Source organism: Streptomyces sp. JJ66 (assembly GCF_019303495.1).
Taxonomy (GTDB): domain Bacteria; phylum Actinomycetota; class Actinomycetes; order Streptomycetales; family Streptomycetaceae; genus Streptomyces.
Genome location: NZ_JAEVFI010000008.1, coordinates 132,208 through 152,014 on the forward strand (window position 1 = coordinate 132,208; position 19,807 = coordinate 152,014).

The 19,807-nt window shown below is 73.8% G+C and carries 20 protein-coding genes; 10 read left to right on the forward strand and 10 right to left on the reverse strand.

The annotated features are described in order from the left end of the window. Nucleotides 1-192: 192 nt before the first annotated feature. From JJV70_RS08105 to JJV70_RS08140, 8 genes are all read right to left on the reverse strand, one after another. Nucleotides 193-1,146 (reverse strand): sirohydrochlorin chelatase, encoded by a 954-nt coding sequence (locus tag JJV70_RS08105; RefSeq protein WP_219047070.1) that lies wholly within the window; start codon nucleotides 1,144-1,146, stop codon nucleotides 193-195. 143 nt (nucleotides 1,147-1,289) lie between these two features. Next, nucleotides 1,290-2,288, reverse strand: coding sequence for an N-acetylglucosamine kinase (locus tag JJV70_RS08110; RefSeq protein WP_219047144.1), 999 nt, complete (start codon nucleotides 2,286-2,288; stop codon nucleotides 1,290-1,292). Further along, a complete protein-coding gene (locus JJV70_RS08115) occupies nucleotides 2,273-2,950 on the reverse strand; it encodes a uracil-DNA glycosylase (protein ID WP_219047071.1) in 678 nt (225 codons plus the stop codon). Before JJV70_RS08115 ends, JJV70_RS08110 begins: the two co-directional genes overlap by 16 nt. 82 nt (nucleotides 2,951-3,032) lie before the next feature. Further along, nucleotides 3,033-4,613, reverse strand: coding sequence for an FAD-dependent oxidoreductase (locus tag JJV70_RS08120; protein ID WP_374227258.1), 1,581 nt, complete (start codon nucleotides 4,611-4,613; stop codon nucleotides 3,033-3,035). 173 nt (nucleotides 4,614-4,786) lie between these two features. Then, nucleotides 4,787-5,440, reverse strand: coding sequence for a TetR/AcrR family transcriptional regulator (locus tag JJV70_RS08125; RefSeq protein WP_219047072.1), 654 nt, complete (start codon nucleotides 5,438-5,440; stop codon nucleotides 4,787-4,789). A gap of 259 nt (nucleotides 5,441-5,699) precedes the next feature. After that, nucleotides 5,700-6,653 carry a M56 family metallopeptidase gene (locus JJV70_RS08130; RefSeq protein ID WP_219047073.1) on the reverse strand — a complete coding sequence of 318 codons (954 nt, stop codon included), beginning with the start codon at nucleotides 6,651-6,653 and terminating at the stop codon, nucleotides 5,700-5,702. Nucleotides 6,654-6,740: 87 nt separating this feature from the next. Next, nucleotides 6,741-7,253 (reverse strand): DUF5134 domain-containing protein, encoded by a 513-nt coding sequence (locus JJV70_RS08135; protein ID WP_219047074.1) that lies wholly within the window; start codon nucleotides 7,251-7,253, stop codon nucleotides 6,741-6,743. An 84-nt stretch (nucleotides 7,254-7,337) separates the two neighbouring features. After that, entirely contained in the window at nucleotides 7,338-7,730 is a 393-nt protein-coding gene (locus tag JJV70_RS08140; RefSeq protein WP_219047075.1) for a VOC family protein, read from the reverse strand. A 74-nt stretch (nucleotides 7,731-7,804) separates the two neighbouring features. Here JJV70_RS08140 and JJV70_RS08145 point away from each other — a divergent pair, with 74 nt between their 5' ends. After that, nucleotides 7,805-8,359 (forward strand): GNAT family N-acetyltransferase, encoded by a 555-nt coding sequence (locus JJV70_RS08145; protein ID WP_219047076.1) that lies wholly within the window; start codon nucleotides 7,805-7,807, stop codon nucleotides 8,357-8,359. Here JJV70_RS08145 and JJV70_RS08150 read toward each other — a convergent pair. Continuing rightward, nucleotides 8,343-9,026 (reverse strand): glycerophosphodiester phosphodiesterase family protein, encoded by a 684-nt coding sequence (locus JJV70_RS08150; RefSeq protein WP_219047077.1) that lies wholly within the window; start codon nucleotides 9,024-9,026, stop codon nucleotides 8,343-8,345. The genes JJV70_RS08145 and JJV70_RS08150 overlap by 17 nt on opposite strands. Nucleotides 9,027-9,335: 309 nt before the next feature. Between JJV70_RS08150 and JJV70_RS08155 the strand changes: the two genes are divergently transcribed. From JJV70_RS08155 to JJV70_RS08165, 3 genes are all read left to right on the forward strand, one after another. Continuing rightward, on the forward strand, nucleotides 9,336-10,748 hold the full coding sequence (locus JJV70_RS08155) for a DUF6421 family protein (protein ID WP_219047078.1): 1,413 nt from the start codon (nucleotides 9,336-9,338) through the stop codon (nucleotides 10,746-10,748). A 74-nt stretch (nucleotides 10,749-10,822) separates the two neighbouring features. After that, nucleotides 10,823-11,593, forward strand: a complete 771-nt coding sequence (locus JJV70_RS08160) for an SDR family NAD(P)-dependent oxidoreductase (protein ID WP_219047079.1) — start codon at nucleotides 10,823-10,825, stop codon at nucleotides 11,591-11,593. Continuing rightward, entirely contained in the window at nucleotides 11,590-12,678 is a 1,089-nt protein-coding gene (locus tag JJV70_RS08165) for a low specificity L-threonine aldolase (protein ID WP_219047080.1), read from the forward strand. Before JJV70_RS08160 ends, JJV70_RS08165 begins: the two co-directional genes overlap by 4 nt. A gap of 128 nt (nucleotides 12,679-12,806) precedes the next feature. Here JJV70_RS08165 and JJV70_RS08170 read toward each other — a convergent pair whose 3' ends face one another. Continuing rightward, a complete protein-coding gene (locus tag JJV70_RS08170) occupies nucleotides 12,807-13,523 on the reverse strand; it encodes a 1-acyl-sn-glycerol-3-phosphate acyltransferase (protein WP_219047081.1) in 717 nt (238 codons plus the stop codon). Between the two features lie 169 nt (nucleotides 13,524-13,692). Here JJV70_RS08170 and JJV70_RS08175 point away from each other — a divergent pair, with 169 nt between their 5' ends. The 6 genes from JJV70_RS08175 (at nucleotide 13,693) to JJV70_RS08200 (ending at nucleotide 19,759) form a co-directional block, all read left to right on the forward strand. Further along, a complete protein-coding gene (locus tag JJV70_RS08175; RefSeq protein ID WP_219047082.1) occupies nucleotides 13,693-14,055 on the forward strand; it encodes a thioredoxin family protein in 363 nt (120 codons plus the stop codon). 220 nt (nucleotides 14,056-14,275) lie between these two features. Beyond that, complete coding sequence (locus JJV70_RS08180; protein WP_219047083.1) at nucleotides 14,276-15,061, forward strand: electron transfer flavoprotein subunit beta/FixA family protein; 786 nt, start codon at nucleotides 14,276-14,278, stop codon at nucleotides 15,059-15,061. Nucleotides 15,062-15,113: 52 nt separating this feature from the next. Next, the gene (locus tag JJV70_RS08185) at nucleotides 15,114-16,076 is read left to right on the forward strand and encodes an electron transfer flavoprotein subunit alpha/FixB family protein (protein ID WP_219047084.1); all 963 of its coding nucleotides are present in this window, start codon (nucleotides 15,114-15,116) and stop codon (nucleotides 16,074-16,076) included. 180 nt (nucleotides 16,077-16,256) lie between these two features. Next, nucleotides 16,257-17,588, forward strand: a complete 1,332-nt coding sequence (locus tag JJV70_RS08190; protein WP_219047085.1) for an aldolase/citrate lyase family protein — start codon at nucleotides 16,257-16,259, stop codon at nucleotides 17,586-17,588. 72 nt (nucleotides 17,589-17,660) lie between these two features. Further along, the gene (locus JJV70_RS08195; RefSeq protein WP_219047086.1) at nucleotides 17,661-18,623 is read left to right on the forward strand and encodes an ROK family protein; all 963 of its coding nucleotides are present in this window, start codon (nucleotides 17,661-17,663) and stop codon (nucleotides 18,621-18,623) included. A 110-nt stretch (nucleotides 18,624-18,733) separates the two neighbouring features. Continuing rightward, nucleotides 18,734-19,759 carry an NUDIX hydrolase gene (locus JJV70_RS08200; protein WP_219047087.1) on the forward strand — a complete coding sequence of 342 codons (1,026 nt, stop codon included), beginning with the start codon at nucleotides 18,734-18,736 and terminating at the stop codon, nucleotides 19,757-19,759. Nucleotides 19,760-19,807 lie beyond the last annotated feature (48 nt).

The window sequence follows — 19,807 nt, forward strand, 5'->3', positions numbered from 1 at the left end:
TCAGGCGGACGTCGCGCGGCCGGGGGCGCGCCTGGCGGCTCTCAGGGCGCGTCCGCCCCACGGCGTGGCTCGCCGCCGTATGGCAAGGGGCAACCGCACCCGGCGGCCGAATACGGCACCGCCGCCGGGGCGGAAGCCACGGCGGCGGTGAAGGGAGAGGGCGCGCCCCCAGGGGGCGGATGAGCGGCTGGCCTACCGGACGGCCACGGGGGTCGCCGTGATGCCAGCCTTCGCCCCGTACGCGGACGAGACCAGCTTGCCGATCGCCGGGTAGGCGCCCAGCGGCTCGGCCGTCTGGCAGCCCGCTTCCCGCGCGGCGGCCGCCAGCAGCCCTTCGGGCACCTCGGGCCCCACCAGGCACGGCGCGAGCGCGAGCTGCCGCGACCCGGAGGAGGTCAGCTCGGCCGCGGCGCGCGCGACGGAGCCTTCCTCGTCCAGCGCGGCCGCCAGCACCGGCACGGCGAGCCGGGCAGCCAGCAGCATGCCGGTGATGCCCGCGACCTGCACGGCTTCCTCGCCGCCCGCGGTGACTAGCACGATGCCGTCGGCGGCCGTGGCCACCGTGAACAGGCGGGCGCGGTCGGCACGGGCGAGACCGGCTTCGGAGAGGCGGACGTGCACGCCCTCGGCCAGCAGCGGGTGCGGGCCGAGCACCTCGGCCCGTTCGGCGTTCGAGCCGCTGTTCAGCAGGGCCTGTCGTATGCGGCGCAGGACGGCGGCGTCCGGGCCGGCGAGCAGCGGCACCACCACGGCACCGGACCGTGAGCTGGAAGCCCGCCTCGGTTCGGTCTCCGGGGCCTCCACGCCCTCGGTCGCCTCGGCGCCTTCGACCGCGCCCGAAGCCCCGCTCGGGGTCCCCTCGGCGGCCGTCGCGGCGAGCACGGCTTCCAGCGCCGGGAACTCCTCGTCCGCGCCGTCCACCCAGCCGATGCGGGCGTCGAGCCCGGGCAGTTCGGAGCGGGCGATGGTGAGGATCTCCTCAGCGAGCGAACGCACCGGCCCCGACGGCTGGCCCGGAACGGCCAGCACCAGCGCGGGCGCGCCTTCCGGGGCGACGACGGGCTCCGGGCGGCGGTGCCGTCCGGGCTTGCGGGGACGCGGCATTCGTACAGGCAGCCCGCCTTCGGGCCCAGTGGAGGAGCTCATGGCGCCGCATGCTAATGCCTTGGCTGACTTCGCAGCGGGGCCGGGGTCGAACGGTGTGGGTTCGCCCGGTTTCTCCCGCGTGTTGCCGGTGCCGCGCACCGAACGATTTGTGGACGTTCACTCAGGCCCGGTGCCCGCACGGGTCACAGCGTCCGCAGCAGCGCGGGATCCGCGGGAAGCGCGAGCTGCCCGGATGCCAGCCGACTGGCCAGCAGCAGGGCGCCGGTCAGCGGGTCGCCCGCGGGGTCGGCACGCCTGGCCTGCGGCACTCGTGCCGTCAGTTCCTCGCGCAGCGGCCCCAGCAGCGGCTCCCCGAGCCGGACGAGGCCGCCGGTGACGGCCAGCGCCGCCTGCGGCGTGGTGGGGCAGACGGCGGCGGCGCAGTCAGCGAGGTGGACGGCGGCCCGGCCCAGGATGCCGGCGGCCACCGCGTCGTCCGCGGCACAGGCGGCCACCTCGGGGGCGAACGAGGCCAGGGCCGCCGCCCGGTCCGTACGCGGGTACAGCTGCCCCGGCAGCCCGGCGGCCGGGCCGAACAGCTCCTGCGCGCGGGCGAGCAGGGCGGGGGAGCCGCCGCTGCGGCCGTCGTGCTGCCGCAGCGCGGCTTCCAGCCCGGCGCGGCCGATCCACGCCCCACCGCCGCAGTCCCCCAGCAGGTGGCCCCAGCCATCCGCACGCCGCCAGGCGACCAGGTCCGTGCCGACGGCGATCAGGCCCGTGCCAGCGGCGATCACCGCTCCCGAGCGCTCGCCCAGCGCACCGGCGTACGCGGTCACCGCATCGGCGGCGAGCAGCAGGCGGGGCGCGCCGAACGCGGCGGCCAGCGCGGTGGGCAGCTCCGCGCGCAGCCGCTCGCCCAGCGTGGCCATGCCCGCCGCGCCCACGCACACGGCGCGCAGCTCCGCGCCGCCGGCCGTGCCCGGAGCGTGCGCGAGCAGGTGCCGGGCGGCGGGGACGAGCTGTTCCAGCAGGTGCCCGGCGTCGATCCCGCCGCTGCCGGTGCTCACCGGTGGCCCGGTGAGCACCGGACCCACGGGCCGGACCACTCGGCTAGGTCCGGGCTCCGCGGGGGCCAGGGCGAGACGCACTCCGGAGCCACCGGAGTCGGCACCGAGCACCCAGCCGGTCACGGCAGGCGCCAGTCGACCTGTTCCGCGCCCTGCCGCGCCAGCAGCTCATTGGTGCGGCTGAACGGGCGCGAGCCGAAGAAACCGCGGTCGGCGGACATGGGGGAGGGGTGCGCGGACTCGACCGCCGGCACGCCGCCCAGCAGCGGGCGCAGATTGCGCGCGTCCCGCCCCCACAGCACGGCCACCAGGGGGGTGCCGCGCGCCACCAGGGCGCGGATCGCCTGCTCGGTGACCTCTTCCCAGCCCTTGCCGCGGTGGGCCCCCGGTTTGCGCGGCGCTGTGGTCAGGGCGCGGTTGAGCAGCAGCACACCCTGTCGGGTCCAGGGAGTGAGGTCGCCGCTGGAGGGGCGGGGCAGGCCGAGGTCGGTGTGCAGCTCGCGGAAGATGTTCTCCAGGCTGCCAGGCAGCGGTGCTACCTCAGGCGCCACGGAGAACGACAGGCCGACGGCGTGGCCGGGGGTCGGGTACGGGTCCTGACCGACGATCAGGACGCGGACGTCGTCGAAGGGTTGCTGGAACGCGCGCAGGACATGGGCGCCCGCGGGCAGGTAGGTGCGCCCGGCGGCGATCTCCGCGCGCAGGAAGTCGCCCATCGCGGCGACGCGTTCGGAGACCGGGTCCAGTGCCTTCGCCCAGCCCGCTTCGACAATCTCGCTCAAGGGTCGTGCAGCCACGGCGTCACCCTACTGGCTGAGGGCGTGCTGCGCCCCCTACTGGCTGAGGGCGGCGCCGCGCCCCGGGCCTCGCGTCAAAGTGTCACCGCGCGTACGCACAGCACGTCGGGGAGGTGGGCGGCGACCTGGTGCCAGGAGTCGCCGTCGTCGGCGCTGGCGTACAGCTCGCCGTTGCGGTTGCCGAAGTAGATGCCCGCCGGGTCGTTCCCGTCGGTGCACAGGGCGTCGCGCAGTACCGGGCCGTGGTGCTCGGACCGCGGCAGCCCGGGGGCCCCTCGCCTGCCGCGGCCAGCAGCCCCGACCAGTCCGGGATCTTCACCGTGCTCCGTGCCAGGCTGCGGCCCAGCGCCTCTTCCGCCGCCTCGATGCCCAGCCAGCCGTTCCACGTCACCGGCGTCCGGCCCGCCGCACCGAGGTGGGACAGGGGATCGGAGGCGGGCACCGGGCGCGCGGCCAGGGCCTCGGCGTCCGCCAGCAGCGAGCCGACCGTCTCCTTGGCGCACGGCCGGTTGGTGCCGATGACGCCGGTGGGGCCGCGCTTGATCCATCCGGCCACGTACTCGCCCGGTGAGGGAGCGCCCTCGCGCAGAACGCGTCCGCGCTCGTGCGGCACAGTGCCGGTGGCGGCGTCGAACGGCAGGCCGGGCAGCGGCACGCCCCGGTAGCCCACCGAGCGCAGCACCCACTGCGCCTCGATCTCCTCGAACTCGCCGGTCCCGCGAACCCCGCCCCGGCCGTCCGGTGCCGTCCGCTCGAAGCGCACCGCCCGCACCGCGCCATCGTCCGTACCCAGCAGCTCCACGGGGCGCAGGAAGAAGCGCAGCTCGATACGGCGTGTGGCGCCCCCGGCCGCGACGCGGGACCAGCCGCCGAGCGCGGCGAGGTTGCGCCGGGTGGCCGCCGGCAGCCCCGACGGGTCGGTGTAGCCGGGGTCGCGGGCCAGCTCGGCCTCGCGCACCACGGTGTCCACACCGGGCAGGGTGCCCAGCTCGCGCAGCTCCTTGGTGGTGAACTTCGCCTGCGCGGGGCCGCGCCGCCCGACCATGTGCACCTGGCGTGCGCCACCGGAGACCAGCGCGTCCAGCGGCGTCTGCGGCATGTCCGTGCCGTGCAGCTCGGCCGCGCCGCGCACCAGGATGCGCGCCACGTCCACGGCGACGTTGCCGACCCCGATCACCACCGCCGAGCGTGCCGCCAAGGGGAAACCGTCCCCCGCGTCGGGGTGGCCGCTGTACCAGGCGACGAACTCGGTGGCCGAACAGCTGCCCGCCAAGTCCTCGCCGGGGATGCCCAGACGCCGGTCCGTAGCCGCGCCGACGCAGTACACCACCGCCTGGTACAAGCCGCGCAGCTCCTCGGTGGACACACCGCCTTCGCCCACCGGTACGTTCCCCACGAAGCGCACCCGCGGGTCCTGGAGCACCCGGCGCAGGTTCTGCTGCAGGGACTTGATCTTCTCGTGGTCCGGTGCCACGCCGTAACGGACCAGTCCGTACGGGCACGGCAGCCGGTCCAGGACATCGACGGTGAGCTCGCCCGAACGGTCCTGGTCCAGCAGCGCCTGCACGGCGTAGACCCCGCTGGGGCCCGATCCGACGACGGCGACACGCCTCAGAGCACTCACGGCCGCGGGTCTCCCTTCCGCCGGGGTGCTTTCCAGCATCCCACCGAGCAGCGCCCGGCGGGAGTACGCGGTACCTGCCCCCGAGTGACCCGGCCCGGGCGGCACACCGGCACGCGGCGCGGCTCCGGCAGCAAAGCGGCGCACCGGCACGCGGCGGCTTCCGCACGCCCGGCAGCCGGGAAACGCAGGCCCTGTTCGGGTGCGAGAACCCCCTAGTACGCGCCGGAGCGCGCTCTCAGCTCCCGGGTTCCGCCGGGCGGCTCCTCACCTGGCGGGACCCCGTGCTCCCACCGCAGCCCGTACCGGGAGAACAACTCGGCGCGCAGCCTGGGCAGCGGCATCGGCGCTCCGGGCAGCAGGACGGCGACGACGGTGCCCATCAACAGCGCGCGCAGCAGCGGGTAGTCGGCGTCCGGATCGGTGGAGCCGTACGCCTCCATCGCACCGCGCAACAGGGCTGCCAGGCGCTGCTGTTCCTCGCACCGGACGAATCCCTCCTGCTGAAGTATGCCCGCCATGTGGGTGCGCATCAGGGTGGGGTGCGACTGGGCCATGCCCACGACGGCGTCGATCGCCCGCGCGAGCGTCTCCTGCCCGGCCTCCGGCCCTCCGGGCAGCGGCTCGCGGGCCAGTGCCGCCGCCAGCCTCCGGTGCATCAGCCGGTGCACGGCCGACTGCAACAACTGGCGCTTGCCCGGGAAGTAGTAGGAGATCAGCCCGCGTGCGGCTCCGGCCCGGTGGGCGATGTCCGCCAGCGTCGTCGCCTCGTATCCGCGCTCATTCACCAGCTCCACCGTCGCCTGGAGGAGACGTTCACGCGAGCGCCTGCGCAACTCCTCGTTGACCGAGGCGCGGCGAGGGGACATCCTGTAACTCCTGCGTTGACTGGCTCCCAGCCAATATACTCAGCCAGGCACCGGGCCCGCCGCCACGTGCGGGGGTCCGCCAGCTGGTCTCGGGCGACGCGGGGGATCGTCCGAGACCAGTCTTTTTGTGCCCACGTTCTCTGGCATCCGCGCTCTGATCTGCGGAAACACGTCTCGTTATCACTCGCTCGTACTCGCTGCGACGCCCGATGTGCCCTGATCTTGGAGGCGGGGCAGGGCCCGCCCCGCTCCCGGCTCCTCAGCCCAGGGTCCGCAGCCCCGGCCCGAACGCGACCAGCAGCGGGACGAGGGGGACGAACGAGGCGAGGGCGGTCGCGCGCAGCCGCCGTCCCACCGAGAGCCGGTCGGCCGGGCTGAGCAGCCGGTGTACGCGGTGCGGCAGCTGGCCGCCGTGCGCGGGATCGGGGGAGGGGCACGGACCGAACACGCCGCGGTCCTCGTTCAGCCCCACCAGCGCCAGCGCGGTGGTGAGCCGTCCGTACCGGCGGGAGGCGACGTCATCGGCGGCCAGCTCCACCAGCTGGTGCATCTGCGCCCGGAACGCCCGGAATACCGGCACTCGGGGAAACGCCGTGGCCAGCGCGGTGGCGGAGTGCAGCAGCCAGTCGTGCCGCGCCCGCATGTGGCCCTCTTCGTGTGCCAGGACGGCGTCGATCTGACGACCTTTGAGGCGCTGCAGCGCTCCCGTGGTGATGACTAGGCGCGGCGCGGAGCCGGGCAGCCACCAGGCCCCGGGACGCGCGCCCTCCAGCACGGTCAGCCGTTGTGACGTCGGCTCCTCCTCGCCCGGGAGCAGCGGCGAGCGCGTCCGCAGTTCCCTACGCCGGGACCGGCGCCGGGCCCGCGCGCCGCAAATCTCGCGGGACAGCATGGCCGCGCTCCACGCGCCCCCGGCGAACAGCGCGAACGCCACGGCAGCGGCCCAGGGGTGGCCGTCACCGGACAGTGCGTAAGCCTCGACGACCTGACGGGGCGCGGGCGCGAAGATGTGGCCCCGGACGGCCTGCCACGCCTCGGCGGCGCACAGCGCCATCGCCAGCAGAGCGCACAGCAGGACGGCTGCCACGACGCACTGCCACACCCACAGCGCGAGCACCGGTTCGCGGTCGGCCCACGTGCCGCGGGTCAGCACGCGCGGGGCCAGCACCGCCGTCACCGCACCCAGGAACAGGAGCGCCAGTGCGACCGTCATGAGCCCAGCCTAGGACCGCGCGACTCCTCGCAGATACACCGCCGGCGCCGAAGTGACGCATCCCTCACGGCCGGTGGGGCGCGCCCCTCACAGCACCAGCATGGGGCACATCGCCAGGGAGAGCGCCAGGCGGCAGCCATGGGTGACGCCGGGGAACGCGGGCCAGGGCACCGCCGGTCCCGCCGCCGTGACCGGCGCTGGCACCAGCCCCCGCGCGCCGGTGCGGAGCGCGTGGGCGGCGAAGTACAGTGCGAGAGCGCCGCCCACCAGGGCTGGCCCACTGTGCTGACCGGTGGCCATGACCGCCGCCAGATACCCCATCGCCCCGGCCTCCGTCACGTGGTGCAGCTGGTGCCCGGCGCCCCGCACCAGCAGGGTCAGCGCCCATCCGGCCAGGGCGGCGAACACGGCGACGTACCCGAGGGGCGGTAACGGGCCGCCCGGGAACGCCATGAGGGCCATGGCCCCGCCCATCGCCGCTTCGGCCGCCGCCGCCTCCCGGGCCCGGCCGCGTAGGTGCCAGGCCCGGGCGCAGCACACCGCGCCCGCCAGCGCGCAGACCGCGACCAGCAGCCAGCCGACCGCAGCCGGGCCGTGCATGGCCCACCTCCCCACCCCGACTCGCTTTGATCCTGCCCAGCGCGGGCAGTGCGCACGGGAGCGCACCGGAGCGGGCGGGGGCGCTCACAGGCCAGGGCGGTAGCGCAGGGGGTGGTCATCGGGCACCTGGACCACGCACAGGCGCACCTCGTCCGGCGCCTGTACCCACATCTCCACCAGGCCCCACGGCTCCCGCACCGGTTCGCGCAGCACCCGCACATCCCGCTCACGCAGTTCCTGCCAAGCGGCGGCCACGTCGGCTACCTGCAACCACAGCCGCAGCCCCGGCGCGCACGGCTGCTCACTGCGGCCAGCCACCTCCAGGAACCCGCCGCCGAGGAAGTAGACAGTCCCGCGCTCCGGTCCCTCGCCGAACTCCCGGTGAACGGCCAGCCCCAGGCGCCGCCCGTAGAAGTCGCGGGCCTCCTGCGGGTCCGTCGGCCGCAACAACACCCTGCTGCTCAGTACGTGCACCATGCCGCGAGGGTAGGGCAGGCGCCCGTCACCCTGGGCGGAAACCGCCGGTCAAGCGACCGGCTACGCTCGCAGCCATGGACGCCGTGGAGACCGCACCGCTCACCTTCCGCGAGGCCGTCGAGGCCGACGTGGCGGAGCTCACCGCCCTGATCGAGTCCGCTTACCGGGGCGAGACCAGCCGGGTGGGCTGGACGACCGAGGCCGACCTGCTCGACGGGCAGCGCACCGACCCGGCCGGGGTGCGCGCGGTGATCAGCGGTGCGGACAGCAGGCTGCTGACCGCACAGCGCGGCGGTGAGCTGGTCGCCTGCTGTCAGCTGGAGCGCCGGACCGGTGCTGACGGCGTTGTGGCCTACTTCGGCATGTTCGCGGTGCGGCCCGTCAGGCAGGGCGGCGGCCTGGGGCGGCAGGTGCTCGGTGAGGCCGAGCGCGTGGCGGCCGGGGAGTGGGGCGCGCGCGAGATGCAGCTGACCGTCATCACTCAGCGGACCGACCTCATCGCCTGGTATGAGCGCCGGGGCTACGTCCGTACCGGGCAGCTGAGCCCGTTCCCCTACGGCGACGAGCGCTTCGGCGTGCCGCGCCGTCCCGATCTCGCGTTCGAGCTGCTGGTCAAGCCGCTGCGCTGACCGCCTGCCGGATGCCGGGAAGGTCGGTGACCACGCCGTCCAGACCCAGCTCCCGTGCCCGCGCGAGCTCCTGCGGCGTGTTGACCGTCCAGCTGATGACCTCGATCCCGGCCGCGTGAGCGCGCTGCACCGTCTCCGCTTCCAGCCACGGCAGCTCGCAGGAGATCATGCGCGCGCCCAGCTGCCGCGCCCGCTCGGGTGCGGTCGGCGTGGAGTGTCCGGTCACCAGCGCTACGGGGACGTCCGGCAGCAGTTCGCGCGTCTCGCGCAGTGCGGCGTCGTGGAAGGAGATGACCGAGATCCGTCCGGCCAGGCGCTGTCGGCGGATGACGCCGGCCAGGACACGGGCGGCGGCCGTGTCCTTGATCTCGGCCTGGAGCGGGGCCCGCACCGCGGCCACCACTTCTTCGAACACCGGTACGCGTTCACCCAGGCCCGCGTCGAGGGAGCGCAGCTCCGCGAGCGTGAGTTCGTCCACCCGTCCGGTGCCGTCGGTAGTACGGTCCACCGCTTCGTCGTGCATGACCACCAGCTCGCCGTCCTTGCTGAGGTGGAGGTCGAACTCGATGACGTCCAGGCCCTCGGCTTCGGCGCGGCGGAAGGACCGCAGGGTGTTCTCCGGTTCGACGCCCATCACACCGCGATGGCCGACGGTCAGCAGTGGCACGGGTGCTCTCCTGTCCTTAAGGGGCGGCGCTGCGCCGCGTGGGGCGCTCAGCGTATCGGCCCCGGGTGTCAGCCCCGGAACGCCGAGATGGCGGCGCGGTACGCCGGACGGGTGGTGGCCCTGCCAGGCGCCCACACCGGCCATTCCTCTCATTCCTCCTCGTCTCATCCTCTACTTCTTCGGGTTTGACGAGAAAAAACCTGTGATTCGCGCAATGGAACGAGAAGATTTCCTGTGCTCGGACTTGAGTGCGAGGGGAGTTGCGCCTAACGTGAGGATCACGAGATTTTCTGCCGTGGAGGGACAGTGATGACGGAGACTCTTTCGCCCATAGCCGAGAAGGGCGGCGTTCTTCCGCAGGGGGCGGGGGCCCAGTCGGTCGTCGGGCACCCGGCATGGACCGAACTGAAGACCGCCGTCGAGCGCATCCGCCCCTGGCAGGCCAAGGACGGCTCCATCGACTTCGCGGCCGGGGAAGCTCCTGCCCGGGCCGACGCGGAGGCCGAGCTCGCCCGCGTCGTCGCCGCCGTAGAGCAGCTGGCGCCGTTGCTGCCGCACAACGAGGCTTATCACCGCGCGCTCGTCGCCGACCTGCGCCGCTGGGCCGAAGGCGGCTTTCAGGTACCGGACTTCCTGGACTCCCTGCTCGCCTTCCAGCCCGCCGCGCAGCGCGTGGACGGCCGTCAACACCTCGTCGTCTTCCCGATGTACACGCAGAACGGCAACCCGAACCGCAACCTGGAGGCGGTCGTCCTGCGCATGGTCTGGCCCGACTGGCTGGCCGAGCTGGAGCGCACCCGCTACGACAACCCGCTCTTCCTGGGCATCACCTTCGAGGACTTCACCAGCGGCTACGACACCCACTCGGCGGTGCTCTTCCCGGAGACCATCGCCGTGCGTGAGGCGCCCGAGCGGTTCAGCTGGGGCGGGATCTTCTGCGACCGCGAGGCCGCCCGCTTCCGCCGGGTGGTGCGGGCCGCGTGCGAGGTGACCAGCCTGGAGCTGCCCGAAGACGCCGAGGGCCTGCTCACCGACCAGGAACGCACCCAGCAGACGTTCGTGCTGTGGGACATGGTGCACGACCGCACGCACAGCCACGGCGACCTGCCATTCGACCCGTTCATGATCAAGCAGCGCCAGCCGTTTTGGATGTACGGCCTGGAGGAACTGCGCTGCGACCTCACCGCCTTCCACGAGGCCGTGAAGCTGGAGGCCGACGGCTTCCCGCAGGGACGCGACGTGCAGTACGCCGTCATCCTGGAGCGCTTGTTCCGCTTCCCCGTCACCGGTGAGCGCAACCGCAACTACGACGGTCTCGGCGGCCAGCTGCTGTTCGCCTACCTGCACCAGCACGACGCCCTGCGCTGGACGGACAACAAGCTCGCCATCGACTGGCAGCGTGCCCGCGAGGTCACCGTGGCGCTGCGCGAGGAGATCGAGACCCTCTACCGGCGCGGCATCGACCGCCCCAAGCTCGTGCACTGGTTCAAGGCCTACGAGCTGGTGTCCACCTACCTCTCCCCGCACCCCGGCTCCACCTGGGCCAAGGGACCCGACGCCCTGGACCTGAGCCTGCCGCCGCGCAAGCTCGTGGACGAGGTGCACCCGGACGAGTTCCCGCTCAGCATGTTCTATGAGGCGCTCGCCAAGAAGCTGCGGGGTGTGATCGCCTCCACCGAGGGCATCACTGCGGACAGCGCCACCGCTCCCGTGGCCGCGTGAGCGCTCAGCAGGCCGCACCCGCGGCACGGACGGGAACGCAAGAAGCACCAGCGGGCACAGTGGAGGCGAGCGGCATGACCAGCGCGACGAATGGCAACGGACGCGGAGAGCTGGAGGGCGCGGTGGTGGCCGTGGCCGGGGCGGGCGGACCGGCCGGGCACGCGGTGCTGCTGCGGCTTGCCGAGGCAGGCGCCGTCGTCGTCGGTGCCGATGCGGACGCCGAGCGTCTCGCCCAGGGCGTGGACGCCGCCCGGTTCGCCCATGGCGGCGCCACCGTCATCGGTGACACCGTCGATCTGCTGAGCCTGGACGAGACCCGGCAGTGGGCGCAGCGCACCGAGAAGGAGTTCGGGCGCGTAGACGGCCTGGTGCACCTCGTCGGCGGCTGGCGCGGCTCGGCCACCTTCGCCGACACCGACCTTGGGGACTGGGACGTGCTGGAGCGGCTGCTCATCCGCACCGTCCAGCACACCTCGCTGGCCTTCGAAGCCCCGCTCCAGCGCCGTGGCAAGGGCCGGTTCCTGCTGGTCAGCGCCGCCGGAGCGAGCAAGCCGACGGCGGGCAACGCCGCCTACGCGGCCAGCAAGGCCGCCGCGGAAGCCTGGACGCTGGCGCTCGCCGACTCCTTCCGCAAGCAGGGCGGGGAGGCGGGGCCGCGAGCGGCGGCTGCCATCCTGGTGGTCAAGGCGCTGGTGCACGACGCGATGCGCGCGGAGCGGCCGCAGGCCAAGTTCGCCGGATTCACCGACGTCCGCGAGCTGGCCGAGGCGATCACCAGCACCTGGGAGACGCCCGCCGAGGAAGTGAACGGAACCCGCTTGTGGCTCACCAAGAAGTCGGCGTGAAGAACGCCCCGAACGCGCCCGCCCCCCGGACCGACGCGCGGCGCCACCACGATCCGCTGACCCGCGGATTCGCCAGCGACAACTACGCGGGCGCCCACCCCGAGGTGCTCGCCGCCCTGTCAGTGGCGAACGGCGGCCACCAGACCGCGTACGGGGGCGACGCCTACACCGGTCACCTCCAGCAGGTCATACGCCGCCACTTCGGCGGCCGCGCCGAGGCGTTCCCCGTGTTCAACGGGACGGGGGCGAACGTGGTGGCCCTGCAGGCGGTCACCGACCGCTGGGGGGCGGTCATCGCCGCCGACACCGCGCACATCCACGTAGACGAGTGCGGCGCCCCGGAGCGGGTGGGCGGCCTGAAGCTGCTCACCGTGCCCACCCCGGACGGCAAGCTCACCCCCGAGCTGATCGACCGCGAGGCGTACGGCTGGGACGACGAGCACCGGGCGATGCCGCAGGTCGTCTCGATCACCCAGAGCACCGAGCTGGGCACCGTCTACACCCCCGAGGAGATCCGCGCGATCTGCGAGCACGCCCACCAGCGCGGCATGGTCGTGCACCTGGACGGCTCACGCCTGGCCAACGCGGCCGCGTCGCTGGATGTGCCGATGCGGGCGTTCACCAACGTTCCCGGGGTGGATCTGCTCTCGCTGGGCGGCACCAAGAACGGGGCCGTGTTCGGCGAAGCCGTCGTCGTGCTCAACCCGGACGCGGTACGGGCGATGAAGCACCTGCGCAAGCTGTCCATGCAGCTGGCGTCCAAGATGCGGTTCGTCTCCGTACAGCTGGAGGCGCTGCTGGCCAAAGACCTGTGGCTGCGCAACGCGCGGCACGCCAACGCCATGGCCCAGCGGCTCGCCGACGGGGTGCGCTCCGTGCCCGGCGTGGAGATCCTCTACCCGGTGCGGTCCAACGCGGTCTTCGCCCGGCTCCCGCACGACGTCAGCGAGCGGCTGCAGAAGCACTACCGCTTCTACTTCTGGGACGAGGCGGCCGGCGATGTGCGCTGGATGTGCTCCTTCGACACCACCGAGGACGACGTGGACGGTTTCGTCACGGCCCTCCGCGCGGAGATGCACACCTGACGCGAGGGCGATGCGACGTGCGGCTCTTGGCGCGGGCCGCTGCCCGCGCCAAGAGCCGTGTCCGCCCGCTGCTCCGATGGGGGCCGGGCGGGCCAGCCCACGCCCCGGCTGCCCGGGGCGAGGGGACGTTACGGCTGCTGGGGTGCCGGGAGGGGGGCGGTGCCGCCGAGGTGGGCGGGGAGCCACCAGGTGTCCTGCGGGCCGCGCGGACCTGCCGGGTAGGCGCGCTGGGCGGACTCCAGCAGTCCTTGCACCCGCTCGCGCAGCCGCTCGGTGAGCGCGGCCACCGACTCCCCGGCCTCCGCGCGCAGGGGAGCCCCGACGCGGATGGTGACGGGGAAGTGGTTGCGCCCGAAGTCCCGCGGGCGGCCCTTGGTCCACAGCCGCTGCGTGCCCCACAGGGCGACGGGCAGCAGGGGTACCCCGGCCTCCTGGGCCATCCGGGCCGCACCGGTCTTGAACTCCTTGAGCGTGAAGGAGGGCGAGATCGTCGCTTCGGGGAAGACGCCGACGATCTCGCCGCCGCGCAGGGCGCGCACGGCGTGCCGGTAGGCGTCCAGCCCGGCGGTCCGGTCCACCGGTATGTGCTTCATCGCCCGCATCAGCGGCCCCGACACCCGGTGCCGGAACACCGATTCCTTGGCCATGAACCGCACCAGCCGCTTCGCGGGCAGGGCCGCGCGTCCGGCGAAGATGAAGTCGAGATAGCTGATGTGGTTGCTCACCAGGACCGCGCCGCCCCGCCGCGGCACGTGTTCGGTGCCCTCCACGTCGAAGCGCAGGTCCAGCACCTTGAACCAGGTGAGTGCGGCGCGGATGACGGGTGGATAGACCAGCTCTGCCATGGGGTCCCTTCGTGAGGTGTGGTGCTGCCGGAAGGTGCCCGGCCCGAGGACTGAACTTACGCGGGCGTAACTTGCGCCTGCCAGGCCGGGGCACGGAGATTCCTGTCACCTCGCAGAGCCGGTGTGGCACGGTGGCTGAAGCGGCCCACGGGAGAGGCGGTAGGGAAACATGAGCGGGGACGGTGGAACGGCGCGGCCCGGCACACCGGGCGCCAGGTGGCTCGGCGCGGCGGACATCGGCGTCGCCCACCTGGGTGAGCGCGCCACGCTCGTGCAGTTCTCCACCGCTTTCTGCCAGCCCTGCCGGGCTACCCGTGGCGTGCTGCGGCAGGTCACCGGCATGGTCCCCGGCGTCGTCCACGTGGAGATCGACGCCGAGCAGCACCTGGACCTGGTGCGGAGCGTCGGCGTCGTGCGCACCCCCACCGTGCTCGTGCTGGACGCCGCGGGCACGGTCGTGCGCCACGCGGAGGGCTTGCCGCGTGCCGCGGATGTGATCGGGGCGCTGGGCCGGGCGCTGCCCCCGGCCTGAGGGGCGCGGCCAGCGCCCGGGCCCGCCTGTGTTGCGGCGCCGGGCGTTGGCAACGTCACAGTGGCCCGGCCTTGCTGGCCGGGTAGGCGATTGGTTGTACTGGCGAGTAATAAACTGGGCGGCAGGACCCGGTCCACCCGGCCGGAACCCGCCCCGACAGGCGCCTATGCTGCCTGAACAAGGCAGCAGCCCGTAATGACGATGCAGTAGGAGAGCCGGCGTGAGCTTGAGGATCGTTGTCTGTGTGAAGTACGTGCCCGACGCCACCGGCGACCGGCACTTCGCCGAGGACCTGACCACCGACCGTGACGCGGTGGACGGCCTGCTCTCGGAGCTGGACGAGTACGCCGTGGAGCAGGCGCTGCAGATCGCCGAGAAGGCCGATGACGCCGAGGTCACCGTGCTCACCGTCGGCCCCGAGGACGCCTCCGACGCCCTGCGCAAGGCGCTGTCGATGGGTGCCGACAAGGGCGTGCACGTCGAGGACGACGACCTGCACGGCACCGACGTCATGGGCACCTCGCTGGTGCTGGCCAAGGCCATCGAGGAGACCGGCTACGACCTGGTCATCTGCGGCATGGCCTCCACCGACGGCACCATGGGCGTCCTGCCCGCGCTGCTGGCCGAGCGCCTGGGCGTGCCGCAGGTGACGCTGCTGTCCGAGGTCGCGGTCGAGGGCGGCCAGGTCACCGGCCGCCGCGACGGCGACGCCGCCACCGAGCACCTTCAGGCCGCGCTGCCCGCCGTCGTCTCGGTCACCGACCAGTCCGGCGAGGCGCGCTACCCCTCCTTCAAGGGCATCATGGCGGCCAAGAAGAAGCCGGTGGAGTCCCTCGACCTGGACGACCTGGACATCGAGGCCGGGCAGGTCGGCCTGGAGGGCGCCTGGACGAAGGTCGAGGAGGCCACTCCGCGTCCGGCCCGCACCGCCGGCACCGTCGTGAAGGACGAGGGCGAGGGCGGCAAGCAGCTCGCCGAGTTCCTCGCGGGCCAGAAGTTCATCTAAAGCCGCGCCGTCCCCGCCCCAGCCCGCCCTTTCATCGCAGGAGCTTTTTCCCATGGCTGAAGTCCTTGTCTACGTCGATCACGTGGACGGCGCCGTCCGCAAGCCCACCCTGGAGCTGCTGACCCTGGCCCGCCGCATCGGCGACCCGGTGGCTGTCCACCTCGGCGCCGGTGCCGACACCGCCGCCGCGACCCTCGCCGAGCACGGCGCGGTGAAGGTGCTCGCCGCCGACGCCCCCGAGTTCGCCGACTACCTGGTCGTGCCGAAGGTGGACGCGCTGCAGGCCGCGTGCGAGTCCGTCTCCCCGGCCGCCGTGCTGGTGCCCTCCTCCGCGGAGGGCAAGGAGATCGCGGGCCGTCTCGCGCTGCGCCTGGGGTCGGGTGTCATCACCGACGCCGTTGACCTGGAGGCCGGTGCCGAGGGCCCGGTCGCCACGCAGTCGGTCTTCGCGGCGGCCTTCACCACCAAGTCCCGCATCACCAAGGGCACCCCGGTCATCACCGTCAAGCCCAACTCCGTCACGCCGGAGGCCGCCCCTGCCGCGGGCACCGTGGAGCAGCTGCCGGTGTCCTTCGGTGAGCTGGCGACCGGCACCAAGGTCGTCTCCCGCAAGGAGCGCGAGTCCACCGGCCGCCCGGAGCTGACCGAGGCCGCGATCGTGGTCTCCGGCGGCCGTGGAGTCGGCGGCGCGGAGAACTTCAACGTCGTCGAGGCGCTGGCCGACTCGCTCGGTGCGGCCGTCGGCGCCTCCCGCGCCGCGGTGGACGCTGGCTGGTACCCGCACACCAGCCAGGTCGGCCAGACCGGCAAGACGGTCTCGCCGCAGCTGTACATCGCGGCCGGTATCTCCGGCGCGATCCAGCACCGCGCTGGCATGCAGACCTCGAAGACCATCGTGGCCGTCAACAAGGACGCCGAGGCTCCGATCTTCGACCTGGTCGACTACGGCGTGGTCGGTGACCTGTTCGAGGTCGTCCCGCAGCTCACCGAGGCGGTCAAGGCCCGCAAGGGCTGAGCCGCCCCCGGATGGCACCGGCCGGGGCCCGCACGGATCGCGCCGTGCGGGCCCCGGCCGTTTCGGCTCGGGTCACCCGGCGAGACGGTGTTGACGTGTGGGGACACGGCGGCATAGCGTCCACCGTACTTCAACGTTTTGTTGATTTGTTGCGTTGGCCGCGGAACCAGGGAGTGCTCCATGACGCAGGGCGAGCCGGATACGACCGACACGCAGTCCACGGTGGCGCTCACGTTCTCCGACTCCGTCACCGAGGAGACCGGCGCGGCGCTGGCCACCGTCGATGCCGAACTGGAGCGCCGCTACCCCGGCGACCCGGGCACCCGGCAGCCCGTGCACACCGTCTACGTGCCCGGTGACGTCTTCGCCGCCGACACCGTGCGCACCTGGGGTGACCAGGCGCTCGCCCTCCTGGACGAGCACGCCCCCGACGCCGGAGCCCTCGGCGCCGTCCTCGGCCAGGACGCCGAGCTGGCCGGTCCGGTGTACGAACGCGTGCGTGCCAAGCTCGCCCGCGAGCCGATCGAGGACCTGCGCATCGATTTCGAGGACGGTTACGGCAACCGTCCCGACGCCGAGGAGGACGCCGCCGCCGCCCGCGCTGCCCGCCTGGTGACCCGCGCGTTCGCCGACGGCGACCCCTCCCGCGTTCCGCCCTTCCTCGGTATCCGCCTCAAGTGCATGGAGGCGCCCGTGCGCGCCCGGGGCATCCGCACGCTCGACATCTTCCTCACCGGACTCATGGACGCCGGTGAGCTGCCCGCGGGCCTGGTACTGACCCTGCCGAAGGTCACCTATGCGGAGCAGGTCACCGCCATGGTGCGGCTGTGCGAGCAGTTCGAGAAGGCCAGGGGACTCACCCCGGGCCGCATCGGGTTCGAGATCCAGATCGAGACCAGCCAGTCCATCCTCGGCGCCGACGGCCGGGCCACCGTCGCCCGCATGATCGACGCCGCCGAAGGCCGCGCCACCGGGCTGCACTACGGCACGTTCGACTACAGCGCCTGCTGCGGTGTCAGCGCCGCCCACCAGTCGCCCGACCACCCCGCCGCCGACCACGCCAAGGCCGTCATGCAGGTCGCCGCGGCCGGTACCGGCGTGCGGCTGTCCGACGGCTCCACCAACGTGCTGCCCGTCGGCCCGACCGCCCAGGTCCACGACGCCTGGCGGCTCCACCACGACCTGGTGCGCCGCTCGCTGGCCCGGGCCTACTACCAGGGCTGGGACATGCACCCCGGCCACCTGCCGACCCGGTACGCCGCCGTCTACGCCTTCTACCGCGAGGGCTACGCGGCGGCCGCCGCCCGGCTGGCCGCCTACGCCGCGCAGACCGAGGGCGACGTGATGGACGAACCGGCTACCGCCAAGGCGCTCAGCGGCTACCTGCTGCGCGGCCTGGACTGCGGTGCGCTGGCTACCGACGAGGTCGCCGACGCCACCGGGCTCACCCGGGCCGACCTGGAGGGCTTCGCCTCCCCGCGCCGCAGCGCGCTCACCGTCGCGGCGCACTGACGTCCGGCACCGGCCCGCCTCACGTCCGGCCCGGCTGTACCGGGCGGACGCGGGCGGGTGACCATACCCGGCATGACCCACGATGCCCACGCCCTCACCGCCGCGCTCGACATCGGCGGCACCAAGATCGCCGGAGCGCTGGTGGCCGCCGACGGCACCGTGCACGGCCGTACCGTGCGCCCGACCCCGCACGCGGCCTCCGGCGCGCGGGTGCTGGCCGCCGTCACCGAGGTCCTGGGGGTGCTGCGGGAGCTGTCGCGGTGGCCGCAGGTCACGGCGCTGGGCATCGGCAGCGCCGGTCCCGTGGACGCCCGCCGGGGCACGGTCAGCCCCGTCAACATCCCCGGCTGGCGCGACTTCCCGCTCGTGGAGGGCGTACGGGACGCTGCCTGCGGGCTCCCGGTCACGCTGGTCGGTGACGGCGTCGCGATGACCGCCGCCGAGCACGCCTGGGGCGCCGCCCGGGGCCACGACAGCGCGCTGGGCATGGTGGTGTCCACCGGTGTCGGTGGTGGCCTCGTGCTCGGTGGGCAGCCCTACCCGGGGCCCACCGGCAACGCCGGGCACATCGGCCACCTCAGCGTCGAACTCGACGGCGAGCGGTGCCCCTGCGGCGGGCGCGGCTGCGTCGAGCGGCTGGCGTCCGGCCCGGCGATCGTCCGCCGGGCGATGGCGGCGGGCTGGCGGCCCGCGCCGGACGGGGACGCGGGAGCCGCGGGCGTGGCCGCCGCCGCCCGGGCGGGCGATCCGGCCGCGCTGGACGCCTTCGCCCGTGCGGCCCGCGCCCTGGCCGCCGCCATCTCCGCCACCGCCGCGCTCACCGAGATCGAGGTCGCCGTCATCGGCGGGGGAGTGGCGCTCAGCGGAGATGTCCTGTTCACCCCGCTGCGGGCGGCGCTGGCCGACTACGCCACGCTGTCCTTCGTCCGCGGTCTGCGCGTTCTACCGGCCAGCCTGGGCACCGACGCCGGGCTGGCAGGCGCCGCAGCGGCGGCCCGCACGGCACCCGGGGTCCAGCTGTGCCCGCGTCCGTGAGGTCGCGCCCGGGCGCCCCTGACCCGCATGGGGGAACGCGGGAACAGCTGTGCGTTTCCCCGGCGGGGTGAACTGGGCACTGAACAGGGGGCCCACGAAGAGGGGGAACTGTGCTTGTCTGGCTGAACGGTGCCCGCGGTGCCGCGAAGAGCGCCACGGCCCGCGAACTGCTGTCCCTGCTCCCCGGCAGCACCCTGTACGACCCGCGCCTGGTCGGCTCCGGGCTGCGCGGCATGCTGCCGCCGCACCGGCTGGCCCGGGTCGCCGACTGCCGGGAGCTGCCCGCCTGGCGTCGCCTGGTGGTGGACACCGCCGCTGCGCTGCTGAGCGAGGTGTCCGGCCCGCTCGTCACCCCGATGACGCTGTTGCGTCAGGAGCACCGGGACGAGATCTTCGGCGGCCTCGCCGCCCGTCGCGTGCCGGTGCGGCACTTCCTGCTGGACGCGGACGAGGCGATCCTGCGCGCCCGGGTGATGGCCCGCGCGGGCGTGAGGGCGGATACAGCGGCGGCAGACGCCGCCCTGGGGCGTCACCTCGACGCCTACCGGCAGGCCCGCGCCTGGCTCGCCGGGGACGCGCACACCGTGGACACCGGCGCCCTCACCCCACGGCAGGCCGCCGAGCACATCGCCACGGCGCTGGACGCCGGTGCCGGGGCATGCGCCATCGTGCAGACCCCCGAGCCCACGGCGGAGACGGTCGCGGCCGGAGTCCTGCTCTTCGACGAACAGGACCGGGTGCTGCTGGTGGACCCCACCTACAAGCCCGGCTGGGAGTTCCCCGGCGGGGTCGTCGAGCGCGGCGAGGCGCCCGCGCGGGCCGGGGTGCGCGAGGTCGCCGAGGAGCTGGGCCTGCGGCTGCCCGAGCCGCCCCGGCTGCTGGTGGTCGATTGGGAGCCGCCGAAGCCGCCCGGCTTCGGCGGGCTGCGGCTGCTCTTCGACGGTGGTCTCCTGGCCGAGAAGGCCGCCCGCGAGCTGCTGCTGCCCTCAGCCGAGCTGCGCGGCTGGCGGTTCGCCGGTGAGCGGGAGGCGGCCGGCCTGCTGCCACCCGCGCGGCTGGCCCGGCTGCGCTGGGCCCTGCGCGCCCGCGAGCGGGGCAGGCCGCTCAACCTGGAGGCGGGGGTGCCGGTGGGATAGGCGCCACTGAGGGACGGCGCCCACCCCGCTCGGTGCCTCAGGGGGCCG

Bases quoted from the DNA above. Each gene is read 5' to 3' on its own strand.
- JJV70_RS08190 (WP_219047085.1), top strand. From the start codon at position 16,257: ATGACGCAGGGCGAGCCGGATACGACCGACACGCAGTCCACGGTGGCG.
- JJV70_RS08140 (WP_219047075.1), bottom strand. From the start codon at position 7,730: ATGGTGCACGTACTGAGCAGCAGGGTGTTGTTGCGGCCGACGGACCCG.
- JJV70_RS08105 (WP_219047070.1), bottom strand. From the start codon at position 1,146: ATGAGCTCCTCCACTGGGCCCGAAGGCGGGCTGCCTGTACGAATGCCG.
- JJV70_RS08120 (WP_374227258.1), bottom strand. From the start codon at position 4,613: ATGCTGGAAAGCACCCCGGCGGAAGGGAGACCCGCGGCCGTGAGTGCT.
- JJV70_RS08170 (WP_219047081.1), bottom strand. From the start codon at position 13,523: ATGGCAGAGCTGGTCTATCCACCCGTCATCCGCGCCGCACTCACCTGG.
- JJV70_RS08155 (WP_219047078.1), top strand. From the start codon at position 9,336: ATGACGGAGACTCTTTCGCCCATAGCCGAGAAGGGCGGCGTTCTTCCG.
- JJV70_RS08125 (WP_219047072.1), bottom strand. From the start codon at position 5,440: ATGTCCCCTCGCCGCGCCTCGGTCAACGAGGAGTTGCGCAGGCGCTCG.
- JJV70_RS08130 (WP_219047073.1), bottom strand. From the start codon at position 6,653: ATGACGGTCGCACTGGCGCTCCTGTTCCTGGGTGCGGTGACGGCGGTG.
- JJV70_RS08195 (WP_219047086.1), top strand. From the start codon at position 17,661: ATGACCCACGATGCCCACGCCCTCACCGCCGCGCTCGACATCGGCGGC.
- JJV70_RS08145 (WP_219047076.1), top strand. From the start codon at position 7,805: ATGGACGCCGTGGAGACCGCACCGCTCACCTTCCGCGAGGCCGTCGAG.
- JJV70_RS08160 (WP_219047079.1), top strand. From the start codon at position 10,823: ATGACCAGCGCGACGAATGGCAACGGACGCGGAGAGCTGGAGGGCGCG.
- JJV70_RS08185 (WP_219047084.1), top strand. From the start codon at position 15,114: ATGGCTGAAGTCCTTGTCTACGTCGATCACGTGGACGGCGCCGTCCGC.
- JJV70_RS08175 (WP_219047082.1), top strand. From the start codon at position 13,693: ATGAGCGGGGACGGTGGAACGGCGCGGCCCGGCACACCGGGCGCCAGG.
- JJV70_RS08135 (WP_219047074.1), bottom strand. From the start codon at position 7,253: ATGCACGGCCCGGCTGCGGTCGGCTGGCTGCTGGTCGCGGTCTGCGCG.